Origin of the sequence: Burkholderia sp. Se-20378 (assembly GCF_017104665.1) — a bacterium.
Classification (GTDB): domain Bacteria; phylum Pseudomonadota; class Gammaproteobacteria; order Burkholderiales; family Burkholderiaceae; genus Burkholderia; species Burkholderia lata.
The window spans coordinates 1-12021 of record NZ_JAAGPG010000251.1 but is presented as its reverse complement, the minus strand read 5'-3'; the positions used below and the strand labels follow the sequence as shown (position 1 = coordinate 12021).

The 12021-nt window shown below is 65.2% G+C and carries 15 protein-coding genes; 3 read left to right on the top strand and 12 right to left on the bottom strand.

Features of this window, described 5'->3' with window-relative positions; all coding sequences use genetic code 11:
- From G3N93_RS23495 to G3N93_RS23485, 3 genes are all read right to left on the bottom strand, one after another.
- A partial coding sequence (locus tag G3N93_RS23495) for a FimV family protein (protein WP_374196503.1) occupies positions 1–486 on the bottom strand: 486 nt, incomplete at its 3' end.
- Between the two features lie 269 nt (positions 487–755).
- Entirely contained in the window at positions 756–932 is a 177-nt protein-coding gene (locus G3N93_RS23490) for a hypothetical protein (protein WP_206134070.1), read from the bottom strand.
- Between the two features lie 10 nt (positions 933–942).
- Positions 943–1128 (bottom strand): hypothetical protein, encoded by a 186-nt coding sequence (locus G3N93_RS23485; RefSeq protein ID WP_174938558.1) that lies wholly within the window; start codon positions 1126–1128, stop codon positions 943–945.
- Between the two features lie 38 nt (positions 1129–1166).
- On the opposite strand from G3N93_RS23485, the gene flgE reads away from it, so the two are divergent.
- Positions 1167–2411, top strand: a complete 1245-nt coding sequence (gene flgE / locus G3N93_RS23480; RefSeq protein WP_174937137.1) for a flagellar hook protein FlgE — start codon at positions 1167–1169, stop codon at positions 2409–2411.
- 104 nt (positions 2412–2515) lie between these two features.
- Here flgE and asd read toward each other — a convergent pair whose 3' ends face one another.
- From asd to G3N93_RS23445, 7 genes are all read right to left on the bottom strand, one after another.
- The gene (asd, locus tag G3N93_RS23475) at positions 2516–3637 is read right to left on the bottom strand and encodes an aspartate-semialdehyde dehydrogenase (protein ID WP_174937135.1); all 1122 of its coding nucleotides are present in this window, start codon (positions 3635–3637) and stop codon (positions 2516–2518) included.
- Between the two features lie 299 nt (positions 3638–3936).
- Complete coding sequence (gene leuB / locus G3N93_RS23470; protein WP_174937133.1) at positions 3937–5004, bottom strand: 3-isopropylmalate dehydrogenase; 1068 nt, start codon at positions 5002–5004, stop codon at positions 3937–3939.
- A 79-nt stretch (positions 5005–5083) separates the two neighbouring features.
- On the bottom strand, positions 5084–5734 hold the full coding sequence (gene leuD, locus G3N93_RS23465) for a 3-isopropylmalate dehydratase small subunit (RefSeq protein WP_011355726.1): 651 nt from the start codon (positions 5732–5734) through the stop codon (positions 5084–5086).
- A gap of 68 nt (positions 5735–5802) precedes the next feature.
- On the bottom strand, positions 5803–5949 hold the full coding sequence (locus G3N93_RS23460; protein ID WP_089442934.1) for an entericidin A/B family lipoprotein: 147 nt from the start codon (positions 5947–5949) through the stop codon (positions 5803–5805).
- A 3-nt stretch (positions 5950–5952) separates the two neighbouring features.
- Positions 5953–7362 carry a 3-isopropylmalate dehydratase large subunit gene (gene leuC / locus G3N93_RS23455; protein ID WP_174937131.1) on the bottom strand — a complete coding sequence of 470 codons (1410 nt, stop codon included), beginning with the start codon at positions 7360–7362 and terminating at the stop codon, positions 5953–5955.
- 221 nt (positions 7363–7583) lie between these two features.
- Positions 7584–8342, bottom strand: coding sequence for a Tat pathway signal protein (locus G3N93_RS23450; RefSeq protein ID WP_206134071.1), 759 nt, complete (start codon positions 8340–8342; stop codon positions 7584–7586).
- Between the two features lie 32 nt (positions 8343–8374).
- The gene (locus G3N93_RS23445; protein ID WP_206134069.1) at positions 8375–9196 is read right to left on the bottom strand and encodes a hypothetical protein; all 822 of its coding nucleotides are present in this window, start codon (positions 9194–9196) and stop codon (positions 8375–8377) included.
- Positions 9197–9604: 408 nt separating this feature from the next.
- On the opposite strand from G3N93_RS23445, the gene G3N93_RS23440 reads away from it, so the two are divergent.
- Together G3N93_RS23440 and G3N93_RS23435 are read left to right on the top strand one after the other, a co-directional pair.
- Positions 9605–9928 (top strand): cupin domain-containing protein, encoded by a 324-nt coding sequence (locus G3N93_RS23440; protein WP_174937126.1) that lies wholly within the window; start codon positions 9605–9607, stop codon positions 9926–9928.
- A 128-nt stretch (positions 9929–10056) separates the two neighbouring features.
- On the top strand, positions 10057–10782 hold the full coding sequence (locus tag G3N93_RS23435; protein WP_206134068.1) for a glutathione S-transferase: 726 nt from the start codon (positions 10057–10059) through the stop codon (positions 10780–10782).
- Positions 10783–10832: 50 nt separating this feature from the next.
- On the opposite strand, the gene G3N93_RS23430 is transcribed toward G3N93_RS23435, so the two are convergent.
- Both G3N93_RS23430 and G3N93_RS23425 read right to left on the bottom strand, forming a co-directional pair.
- A complete protein-coding gene (locus G3N93_RS23430; protein ID WP_206134067.1) occupies positions 10833–11231 on the bottom strand; it encodes a DUF4440 domain-containing protein in 399 nt (132 codons plus the stop codon).
- 23 nt (positions 11232–11254) lie between these two features.
- Positions 11255–12021 (bottom strand): MFS transporter (locus tag G3N93_RS23425; protein ID WP_206134066.1); only part of this gene is annotated, 767 nt, incomplete at its 5' end.

The following is a 12021-nucleotide window of genomic DNA, read 5'->3' as shown; positions in this document are numbered from 1 at the left end:
CAGCGTCGCGCCGACCTTCAGGCGGCTCGCGTCGTGCTTCATGAACGCCTGCGGATTGGCGTCAAACAGTGCGCGACCGGCGCGCGCGAGCACACCGGGATCGCGCGACTGCGTGGCCGCTTTCGCGATGTCGTTCAGCGACTGGCCCGGCTGGACCGTCACGGTAAGCGGCACTGCGCCGTCGGCAGCGGACGCCGGCGTTTCGCCGGTGCCGGCCGCCCAGGCCGATGCGGTTGCGCCGAGCGCCAGGATCGCCAGCGCGCCACGCACGGCGCGCGACAGACGGGACTGACGCGGAAACAAGGAAATTCGGGACATCGTTGGCTCTATCGCCGCGCGCGGGCGCGGCTCGGATTCGCGGTTGAAAGCGTCAATAAAGTTGCCGCAGAAATGCAAAAGCGTCGCGTGGAACGCGACGCTTTCGGCGGGTCTGTGCGTCGTAACCGCGTAGTTTACTTCACGCGATCGGGTTCGGGCCGAATTCATCGCCGATGGGTGCAACCGATCGCGTGCGCGCGTCGGTGCGTCCCGCGATCGGGCCGCGTTGATGCCCCGTTGCACACGTTGTGGCCTGCGCCTTCGATCGATCGGAAACCCGTCTCTCGCAGATGAAAAAACCGTCCTACTGCCTCGCACCTCGAACGCCTGCCGCAACCTTTTCTCGCTCAACGGCGCGGTTCGCGCAACCCTGGCCCGACGCGAAGCCACGACCGGGAAATCCGCTACGTTTGCTCAATAATTCGCGTTGCCTGCCGTTAATGGATTAACAAGCGCCAATCAAAATAAATCCATCCGGCCATCACCCCATTCAAATAAATTTCAATTGACCGATAAGAGGCCAATTCCCCTCTCTGATCGTCGAATTGAACATTTTCGCCGCCAACCCCCCGCGCCACAAGGCTCTCCAGCCTCGCACCCGCTTCATTGCTCATACGAAATCAATCATTTCGACAGCAATTCAATTACATTACACAAAATTACACAGATCAAATAATTGCCGTCGCTAGGATCGTCTTCAAACAAGAATCGGCGCAGTTCGACCATCGCGCTCGCACCCGCCGTAAAAGCGGGCACGCGGTCGGCCGGGTTGACGCCGTGAGGTGCCAGGGAGGCATCGCGCAGTCGCACGACTGCATTTACTCACCAGCTCGTTACGGGGATCGAACATGGGCTATCAACAGGGTTTGAGCGGGTTGGCCGGCGCGGCGAACCATCTCGACGTGATCGGCAACAACATCGCGAACGCAAACACCGTTGGCTTCAAGCAGGGTCGCGCGAACTTCGCCGACATGTACGCGAATTCGGTTGCGACGTCGACCAACACGCAGATCGGCATCGGCACGCGGCTCACGTCGGTGCAGCAACAATTCGGCCAGGGGACGATCAACTCGACGAAGTCGTCGCTCGACATCGCGATCAACGGCAACGGCTTCTTCCAGATGTCGAACAACGGCATGACGACCTACTCGCGTGACGGTGTATTCCACCGCGACAAGAGCGGCGCTATCGTCGACGCGCAAAACCGCAACCTGATGGGCTATGCGGCAGGCCCGGGCGGCGTGATCAACACCGCGGCGACCGTGCCGCTGCAGGCGCCGACCAACAACATCTCGCCGCAGGCGACGACGAAGATCACCGGCCAGTTCAACCTGAACTCGCAGGACAAGGTGCCGGCCAAGACGCCGTTCAACGCGGGCGACAACACCACGTACAACTACAATTCGTCGATCCAGGTGTACGACACGCTCGGCGGCTCGCAACAGGTCTCGATGTATTTCACGAAGAACGCGGCCGGCACCTGGCAGGCCTACGCGGGCGTGCAGGGCCAGACGCCGACGAATCTCGGCACCGTCACGTTCGACGCATCGGGCCGGATCAGTTCGACGACGTCGGCCGCCACCGGCCAACCGACGCCGAGCCTCGGCCAGTTCGCGTTCTCGATCCCCAACGCATCGGGCGGCGCCAATCCGCAGAACCTGACGCTCGACCTGGGCGGCACGACGCAGTTCGGCGGAAAGAGCGGCGTGAACAATCTCGCACAGGACGGCTTCGCGAGCGGCACGCTGACGACGTTCTCGATCGGCACCGACGGCAAGCTCACCGGCAACTACTCGAACGGCCAGAGTGCGGTGCTCGGCCTGATCGCGCTCGCGAACTTCAACAACCCGAACGGGCTCGAGAACATCGGCGGCAACCAGTATGTGGAAACCTCCGCATCGGGCGTGCCGCAGATCTCCGCGCCGGGCAGCACGAACCACGGCACGCTGCAGGGGAGCGCGCTGGAAAACTCGAACGTCGACCTGACGACCGAGCTCGTGAACCTGATCAAGGCGCAGCGCGATTACCAGGCCAACGCGCAGACGATCAAGACGCAGCAGACCGTCGACCAGACGCTCCTGAACATGCGCTGACCCGCGCATGAAAAACGCGCCGCGCCAGCCTCGATATCGTCAAGGCCGACGCGGCGCGCGATCTTGTGCACCGCGGCCCGCGTCTCGCGGGCCGGACACGCAACTTACTTGTCGAGCAGGATGCGCAGCATGCGGCGCAGCGGCTCGGCCGCGCCCCACAGCAGTTGATCGCCGACCGTGAACGCCGACAGGTATTCACCGCCCATCGCGAGCTTGCGCAGGCGGCCGACCGGCACCGTCAGCGTGCCCGTGACGTTCGCCGGCGACAGGTCGCGCATCGACGCTTCACGCTCGTTCGGCACGACCTTCACCCAGTCGTTCGCCGACGCGAGGATGCCGTTGATCTCGTCGAGCGGCACGTCCTTGTTCAGCTTGATCGTCAGCGCCTGCGAGTGGCAGCGCATTGCGCCGATCCGCACGCACAGGCCGTCGACCGGGATCGAACCCGGCTCGCCCATGCCCGGCTTGCCGAGGATCTTGTTGGTTTCCGCGCCGCCCTTCCACTCTTCCTTCGACATCCCGTTGCCGAGATCCTTGTCGATCCACGGAATCAGCGAACCGGCGAGCGGCACACCAAAGTTGCTCGTCGGCATCGCATCGCTGTTCATCGCGGCCAGCACGCGGCGGTCGATGTCGAGGATCGCGGAAGACGGATCGGCGAGCTGCTCCTTCACCGCGCCGTTCAGCGTGCCCATCTGCGACAGCAGCTCGCGCATGTTCTGCGCGCCCGCGCCCGATGCGGCCTGGTAGGTCATCGCCGTCATCCAGTCGACGAGGTTCTCGCGGAACAGGCCGCCGAGCGCCATCAGCATCAGGCTGACCGTGCAGTTGCCGCCGATGAAGTTCTTCGTGCCCTTGACGAGCGCGTCCTTGATCACGTCGAGGTTGACCGGATCGAGAATGATGACCGCGTCATCCTTCATCCGCAGCGACGATGCCGCATCGATCCAGTAGCCGTTCCAGCCGGCCGCGCGCAGCTTCGGGAACACGTCGTTCGTGTAGTCGCCGCCCTGGCACGTGATGATCACGTCGCACTTCTTCAGCTCGTCGACGTTGGTCGCGTCCTTGAGCGTAGTCTCGTTTTTCGCGAACGACGGCGCTTTGCCGCCCGTGTTGCTGGTGCTGAAAAACACCGGTTCGATCAGGTCGAAATCGCCCTCTTCCTGCATGCGCTGCATCAGGACGCTGCCGACCATGCCGCGCCAACCTACGAGACCTACGTTCATGACTAACCCTTTGATGGAGCTTCCCCGCCATTTCCGTCCCCGGTGTGACCGCGCGGGGAAATAGGCGGGCACGACGGACGATCAGCGTTTAATGATCGTTTTCGTGGTAATGGTTTTCGTGATGACGATGGCGCGCGCACCCGCACGGGCAATGTTGCCGTGGAGTTTCAAGACCGGGGAGATCAGGGAAAAATGCGCCATCGTTCGAGTCTACACAAAGCCGGTGGCCCGCACAACGGCCAACCGCTTGCGAACCGGCCGATTTCGCGGCCCGTTCGCACCCTTTCTACATGATTGCGTTACAGCGCCGCGAGCACCGCGTCGCCCATCGCCGTCGTGCCGACCTGCTGGCAGCCCGGCGTCGCGATGTCGCCCGTACGGTAGCCTTGTTCGAGCACCGTTTTCACCGCGCGCTCGATGCGATCGGCCTGCTCCGCGCGATTCAGCGAGTAGCGCAGCATCATCGCGGCCGACAGGATCGTCGCGAGCGGGTTTGCGATGCCCTTGCCCGCGATGTCCGGCGCCGAACCGTGCGACGGCTCGTACAAGCCCTTGTTGTTCTTGTCGAGCGACGCCGACGGCAGCATGCCGATCGAGCCCGTCAGCATCGACGCCTCATCCGACAGGATGTCGCCGAACATGTTGCCGGTGACGATCACGTCGAACTGCTTCGGCGCCTTCGCGAGCTGCATGGCCGCGTTGTCGACGTACATGTGCGACAGCTCGACGTCCGCGTATTCCTTCGACACGTCGATCATGATGTCGCGCCAGAACTGCGACGTCTCGAGCACGTTCGCCTTGTCGACCGACAGCAGCTTCTTCGCGCGCTTGCGGGCCGCCTGGAACGCGACGTGCGCGATGCGGCGCACTTCCGGCTCCGAATAACGCATCGTGTCGAAGCCTTCGCGCTCGCCGGCGAACAGGCCGTCCGGTGCAGCGCGCACGCCGCGCGGCTGGCCGAAGTAGATGTCGCCGTTCAGTTCGCGCACGATCAGGATGTCGAGGCCCGCGACCAGCTCGGGCTTCAGCGGCGATGCATCGACGAGCTGCGGATAGCAGATCGCCGGGCGGAAGTTCGCGAACAGCTCGAGGTGCTTGCGCAGCCCGAGGATCGCCTGCTCGGGGCGCAGCGCGCGCTCGAGCGAGTCGTACTTCCAGTCGCCGACGGCGCCGAACAGGATCGCGTCGGCTTCCTTCGCGAGCTTCAGCGTCGCGTCCGGCAGCGGATGGCCGCTTGCCGCGTAGCCCGCGCCGCCGACCGGCGCCTGTTCGAGTTCGAACTTCTCGTCGAGTGCGTTCAGCACCTTCACGGCTTCATTGACGATTTCCGGACCGATGCCGTCGCCGGGCAGCACTGCAATCTTCATGCGAAATTCCTGACTGGGTAGGTTTTTATGGAGGCAGGCCGGCGAACGCGCCGCCGGCGCGCCCGCCCGAAAGGTGCTGTCAGCCGACCAGCTTGGTGTTGAGCCACGGCTGCTTCACGAGGCGCTCGGCTTCGAACTGGCGGATCTTGTCCGCGTGGCGCAGCGTGAGGCCGATGTCGTCGAAGCCGTTCAGCAGGCAGTACTTGCGGAACGCGGTGATCTCGAACGGATACTCGCGGCCGTCGCCCGTGCGCACCACTTGCGCGTCGAGGTCGACCGTCACCTCGAAGCCGTTGAACGCGACCGTCTCGTTGAACAGGTGATCGACCTGCTGCTCGGTCAGCACGATCGGCAGCAAGCCGTTCTTGTAGCAGTTGTTGAAGAAGATATCAGCGAAGCTCGGCGCGATGATCGCGCGGAAGCCGTACTGCTGCAGCGCCCACGGCGCGTGCTCGCGCGAGCTGCCGCAGCCGAAGTTCTTGCGCGCGAGCAGCACCGATGCGCCCTGGTAGCGCGGCTGGTTCAGCACGAAGTCGGGATTCAGCGGACGCTTCGAGTTGTCCTGGCCCGGCTCGCCGTGATCGAGGTAACGCCATTCGTCGAACGCGTTCGGGCCGAAACCCGTGCGCTTGATCGACTTCAGGAACTGCTTCGGGATAATCGCGTCGGTGTCGACGTTTTCGCGATCGAGCGGCGCCACGACGCCGGTATGCACTGTGAATTTTTCCATGATCCGTCTATCCGGTTGAAGGGCCGGCGTTCAGCCGGCGCACATCGACAAATTCTCGGTGGGGGACGTCACTCCGCGGCGCGCTTCAGCGCGCTGCCGGCAGCGTTGACGTCCTGCCCGAAGCCCTGGACGGTATTGCAGCCCGCGAGGCCGAAACCCAGCCCCGCCAGCGCCAGCGCGGCAACCAGCCGCGCAATGACCTTCGATGCCGTCACGCGTTACCCCAGCTTGCGAATGTCGACGAAGTGGCCTTCGATCGCCGCGGCTGCCGCCATCGCGGGGCTCACGAGGTGCGTGCGACCGCCCGCGCCCTGCCGGCCTTCGAAGTTGCGGTTCGACGTCGACGCGCAGCGCTCGCCCGGATCGAGCCGATCGGCGTTCATCGCGAGGCACATCGAGCAGCCCGGCTCGCGCCATTCGAAGCCGGCGTCCGTGAACACCTTGTCGAGCCCTTCGCGCTCGGCCTGCGCCTTCACGAGGCCCGAGCCCGGCACCACCATCGCGAGCCGCACGTTCGACGCGACGCGACGGTTCAGTTTCTTCACGACATAGGCGGCTGCACGGATGTCTTCGATTCGCGCGTTCGTGCACGAGCCGATGAAGATCTTGTCGACCTTGATCGATTCGATCGGCGTATTCGGCTCGAGCGCCATGTAGGCCAGCGCGCGCTCCATCGCATCGCGCTTGACCGGGTCCTTCTCGCGCTCGGGATCCGGCACGCGACCGTCGATCGACGTGACCATTTCCGGCGACGTGCCCCACGTGACCTGCGGGACGATCTCGGCTGCGTTCAGCTCGACCACGCGATCGAACTGCGCGCCGTCGTCCGACTTGAACTGGCGCCAGTATTCGACGGCCTGGTTCCATTCCGCGCCAGTCGGCACGAACGGGCGGCCCAACAGGTAATCGATCGTCGTGTCGTCGACGGCAACCATGCCCGCGCGCGCACCGGCTTCGATCGCCATGTTGCAGACGGTCATGCGGCCTTCCATCGTCAGCGCGCGAATCGTCGAGCCGCCGAATTCGATCGCATAGCCCGTGCCGCCGGCCGTGCCGATCTTGCCGATGATCGCGAGCACGATGTCCTTCGCGGTACAACCGCGCGGCAGCGTGCCTTCGACCTTCACGAGCATGTTCTTGCTCTTCTTCTGCAGCAGGGTTTGCGTGGCGAGCACGTGCTCGACTTCCGACGTGCCGATGCCGTGTGCGAGCGCGCCGAATGCGCCGTGCGTCGACGTATGCGAATCGCCGCACACGATCGTCATGCCGGGCAGCGTCGCGCCCTGCTCCGGCCCGATGATGTGGACGATGCCCTGGCGCACGTCGTTCATCTTGAACTGCGTGATGCCGAACGCATCGCAGTTCGCGTCGAGCGTGTCGACCTGGAGCTTCGAGACGGGATCGGCGATGCCGTGACTGCGATCGGTGGTCGGCACGTTGTGGTCCGACACGGCCAGGTTCGCGCTGATGCGCCACACCGGACGCTGCGCGATCTTCAGCCCTTCGAACGCCTGCGGGCTCGTGACTTCATGCAGCAGCTGACGGTCGATGTAGAGCAGAGTCGTGCCGTCTTCCTCGGTGTGGACCACGTGGGTGTTCCACAGTTTGTCGTAGAGAGTCTGTGCCATGGGTATGCGGGGTCGTTGTGACTACAAGCCTTGCGGATGCGGTCGATTATGCCACGCAGAACGCGTCACGGCGCAGGCCGGACGCGAAAAAACCCATTAAAAACAGTGGTTTGGCTGGTAGTGCCAATACCTGTATCGGCATTACCCGGCAAACGGGGCACGCGGCATCCGGCGCAGCGCGATGGCAAAGCCCGGATCGCGCGCGCCGATGCGTCGCGGCTTCAGCCGTTCGGGTACTCGCGATTGATCAGGTCGAGCCGCAGCATGCCGAGCTGCACGCCCGCGTTGCTCATCAGGTAGAGATCGCGCCGCCGCAACGCCGGCATCACCGCCGACGTGTCGTAGAGCGACGGCAGCGTGAGCCCGGCCGGCACCGCGGCCTGCATCCCTGCCGCAGTCGACACGCGTACGGCGATCGATGCCTGATCCGAATGCGTGACCACGGCGACCTTGCCGAGCGCCGCGGCCGAGCCGGCCTGCTTGACGATCGCGGCGGCCACGCCGTCGGGCGTCGGAATCGGGCTGCCGGCAGCCAGGGCCGGCGTCGCGATCGACGTCACACCGGCCGTCAGCCCGTACTTCGATGCAAGCACGCTCGCGACTTCCTGCTGCGCGTAGATCGGGGCCGGGACCTTCTGTCGAAGCTGAAACACGGCGTCGGCAATCGCCTCGTTCACGGGGCCAGGCACGGGTGCGGCACCCGATGCCCCGGCACGACTGCCGAAGCTGAACGCGGCAATCGTGTTGATGCCGGCAGCGTCGACGGTCGGCGGCGTCCACGAGAAAAACGTGTCGAACAGGTAGCCGGTTTCGTCGGTGGCGGTCGCGCGATCGTTCAGTTCGTTCGTCAGCTTGCCGAGCATCTGGCGCTGCAATTCCGCATCGGAAACGGGGGCATCGCTCGCGAAAGCGGGGGCAATCGCCGCAGACGAAGCGGCGAACAAGGAAGTGGAAGCCAGGAAATGGCGGCGGGTCGTCATGGTCATGAGAGTCGAGTGATGAGCGGAAGGCGTCAGCCCTTCGGGAACGCCTGCATCGTCGCGGCCACCGCGCGGCCAAGCATTTGCGCATACATGTCGTGCACGAGATAGAGGCTGCGGTTGCGCGTCCACGGCTGGCCCGATTGCGGGTCGTACATCGTCGGCAGCGACACTTCGGCCACCGCGGCGGCCTTCATGCCGGCCTGTTGCGAAGTCTGGATGCAGCGCTTCGCATGGTCGCGATGGCCGACCACCGCAACGGTGCCCATCGCGGCCGCGCCGCCCGCGCGCGACACGGCCACGGCCGCGACGCCGGCCGTGCTCAGGTACACGATCGAGCCGTCGTTCGCGATCACCGGCTCGACCGACGACAGCACGTCGGTACCCATTCCGTACTTCGACACGAGAAAGCGCGCGATCTCCCACTGCGCGTAGACCTTCACCGGTTTCAACTGGCGAATCCGGTACACGGCATCCGCGAGCGCTTCGTTGACGGGCCCCGGGTCGGGCAGCGCGGACTGGTTGCCGCCGGTGCTCGACGTGTTGCCGCTTGCCGCATTCGGGCGATTGCCGAAGCTGTACGCGACGATCGCGCCGATCTGCGCGGCCGGCGCCGTCGGCAGATCCCACGTGAAGCCGACATCGGTCAACGCCGGCACGATCGCATTGACCGTCGCCGCGTCGCCCAGCTGCGCGTTGAGCTTCGCGGACATCTGCGCGGCCAGCGCCGCATCGGTAACGGGCGCCGACGTGACGTCGTCACCGCCGCATGCGCTCAGCAACGGTGCCACGGCAACCGCGGGCGCGGCAGCCAGGAATTTTCTGCGTAAAGAAGCTGAGGGGTTCAGATTCATGAGAAATACGAAATGATGCGAGCAACGCCGGCAGCCGGCCACGGCGTTGCAAATCGCGGGTTCACGGGAAATGACAACCTGACGCGTCGCGCGGTTGGGCGATGGATGGCAGGGTCGACGCTCGAATCGAATCGCTGCGCATCGGTCGATTGACGATGCGCGATCGTAGTGGGCGTTTATTAAATCGCGGTGAACCTGTCGATCGAATGCGGACGATCGTCACGACGTTTCATCGGTGGACGCACGCGTTTCATCCATGGCGAGCGCATGCCATCGCCGTTTCATGGGTGGCGAGCAACGCGATTCGCGTGCCTCGTCGGGCGCCGAACATCGCGCGCCTGATTTCGAGATACGATGGCGCAACGCGCTTGCCCAAGTCCCCCCGATCCGGATCCGGAGCCCCCCGCCATGAAGCTCGGCCTGAACGAATCGCTCGCCCGCCTCGACGAAGAAGGCACGCTGTTCACCACGCTGTTTCGCCACGGCTCGCTCGACGTCGAGCTGTACCGGCCGCGCATCGAGGACAAGCAGAAGCCGCATACGCGCGACGAGGTCTACGCGATCGCCACGGGCACGTCGCGCTTCGTCGTCGACGGACGCGAAAGCGAAGTCGCGGCCGGTGACGTGCTGTTCGTCCCGGCATACGCCGAGCACCGCTTCGTCGGCTTCTCCGACGACTTCTCGACGTGGGTGTTCTTCTACGGCCCCGAAGGCGGCGAGCGCGGCGCGTAGCGCACGACGCACGCGGCACTTTTCCCGCGATCGCCTAGACTGTCTATTCGCAGCGGGTGGCGCGCGACACGCGGCCGCCCGGTCGTCACGATGCCGGTGGCAGCCGGTTCAACGAACGGGAAAACAGCATGCGATACGAACTGTATTACTGGCCCGAGATCCAGGGCCGGGGCGAGTATGTGCGGCTCGCGCTCGAAGCGGCCGAAGCCGACTATGTCGACGTTGCGCGCGAATCGGGGCGCGGCATGGGCGTGCCTGCCATGATGCGCATGATGGACAGCACGAAGGCCGAATGCGTGCCGTTCGCGCCGCCGTTCCTGAAAGCCGGCGACATCGTCATCGGGCAGACCGCGAACATCCTGCTGTTTCTCGGCGCGCGGCTGGGGCTCGCGCCCGGCGACGAAGCCGGCCGGCTGTGGGTGCACCAGCTTCAGTTGACCGTCGCCGATTTCGTCACCGAGATCCACGACACGCACCATCCGATCGCAAGCGGCCTCTATTACGAGGATCAGCAGGCGGAAGCCGCCGAGCGCGCGGCCGATTTTCTGGAAAACCGGTTGCCGAAATTCCTCGGCTACTTCGAGCGCGTACTCGACCAGAATCCGCACAAGAGCGGTTATCTCGCCGGCAACGCACTCAGCTATGCGGACCTGTCGATGTTCCAGTTGATCGAGGGCCTGCGCTACGCATTTCCGAAAGCGATGAAGCGTGCGGAGCGGAAGATCGCGGCGCTGGTCGCGCTGCACGACCGCGTCGCACTGCATCCGCCTGTCGCGCTCTATCTCGAGTCGGAACGCCGCATTCCATTCAACGACATGGGCATCTTCCGGCACTATCCGGAGCTGGACAAGTAACGACGGCACGACATCCGCACCACTTCATGCAAGGCGGCGGATGCCCTCGCTCATGCGGCGACCGGTGTCTCGTGCAGATGACGCCATACGATCAGCCCATCCGCTTCGCGCCGGAACACGACGGTCGAGCGCCGCACCGTGCGCCGCCCTTGCGCATCGGTCTGCGTCTCGCGATAGCCGATCGTCGCGCCATCGGACCACACGGCCAGCCCGCGCAATTCGTCGATGTCGATCGCCAGCCCCGGCCGCGCGCCGTGCCCGTGTGAAAACAGCGCATCGATGCCCGCGTAATCGAGCGCCGAACCCGACATCGTGATCATCGAAAATCCCGGCGAGAAACGCGCCATCAGCGTCGCGAGCCGCTCGGGGCCGGCACGGCCGGACAACCAGCACGCGATGTCGGCCACGGTGTCGACGACTTCCTTGAAATACGGATTCGGCAGATTCATAAGACTCTCAGGTTCTCAGGTTCTCAGGAGTGGGATGAAACGGGGTGCGCGACCGGCGCACGGTGCGCGGGAAGCCGCGCGATCAGGCCGAGCGGCAGCAACGTCAGCACGACCGCCAGCCCGAAGCACCAACGGTACGGCGCGAGCGACGAGCCGCCCGCATCGAGCGCCAGCAACGCATTGAGCGCGCTGCCGAGCGCGGCCACGCCAACGCAAAAGCTCAACTGGCGGTTGATGTTCCACAGCGCGCTCGCGTCGCCCATCCGGTCGGCCGGCACATCGACGAACGCCGCGCTTTGCGACGTGCTCGTGCACAGGCTCGCGCCGAAGCCCATCGCCGCGAACGCCGCGATGCGCACGGCCTCGACGCCGGCCCACGGCGTCGCGAGCAGTGCGATGCCGATGCAGTCGATCACGATGCCGCACGCGAACAACGGCTTCGCGCCGTGGCGCGGAAAGCAGCGGCGCGTGGTCGCGATCGCGAAGAACGCCGCGATCGCCCACGGCAGCATCAGTGCGCCGGCATGCGCGGCGCTCAATCCGAGCGCGTTCTGCAGATAGAGCGACGCGACCAGGTTGACGCCCGTAAAGGTGCCCGGCACGCACAGATAGACCACCACGCCGATCCGCAGCAGCGGCTGTGCGAGCAGGCGCAGGTCGACCACCGGCGCCATGACCCGACGCGCGTGCGCCGCATAGCCGGCGCCTGCCGCGACGGCGACAGCCAGCATCGCGAGCGGGAATGCCGCGCCGCCGTGCTGCCCTGCCGCGGTCAGCCCGAGGAGCAACA

Excerpts from the sequence above, each read along its gene's own strand:
- leuD (WP_011355726.1), bottom strand. The coding sequence starts at position 5,734 with ATGGAAAAATTCACAGTGCATACCGGCGTCGTGGCGCCGCTCGATCGC.
- leuB (WP_174937133.1), bottom strand. The coding sequence starts at position 5,004 with ATGAAGATTGCAGTGCTGCCCGGCGACGGCATCGGTCCGGAAATCGTC.
- G3N93_RS23430 (WP_206134067.1), bottom strand. The coding sequence starts at position 11,231 with ATGAATCTGCCGAATCCGTATTTCAAGGAAGTCGTCGACACCGTGGCC.
- G3N93_RS23490 (WP_206134070.1), bottom strand. The coding sequence starts at position 932 with ATGAGCAATGAAGCGGGTGCGAGGCTGGAGAGCCTTGTGGCGCGGGGG.
- asd (WP_174937135.1), bottom strand. The coding sequence starts at position 3,637 with ATGAACGTAGGTCTCGTAGGTTGGCGCGGCATGGTCGGCAGCGTCCTG.
- G3N93_RS23435 (WP_206134068.1), top strand. The coding sequence starts at position 10,057 with ATGCGATACGAACTGTATTACTGGCCCGAGATCCAGGGCCGGGGCGAG.
- G3N93_RS23440 (WP_174937126.1), top strand. The coding sequence starts at position 9,605 with ATGAAGCTCGGCCTGAACGAATCGCTCGCCCGCCTCGACGAAGAAGGC.
- G3N93_RS23450 (WP_206134071.1), bottom strand. The coding sequence starts at position 8,342 with ATGACGACCCGCCGCCATTTCCTGGCTTCCACTTCCTTGTTCGCCGCT.
- leuC (WP_174937131.1), bottom strand. The coding sequence starts at position 7,362 with ATGGCACAGACTCTCTACGACAAACTGTGGAACACCCACGTGGTCCAC.
- flgE (WP_174937137.1), top strand. The coding sequence starts at position 1,167 with ATGGGCTATCAACAGGGTTTGAGCGGGTTGGCCGGCGCGGCGAACCAT.
- G3N93_RS23445 (WP_206134069.1), bottom strand. The coding sequence starts at position 9,196 with ATGAATCTGAACCCCTCAGCTTCTTTACGCAGAAAATTCCTGGCTGCC.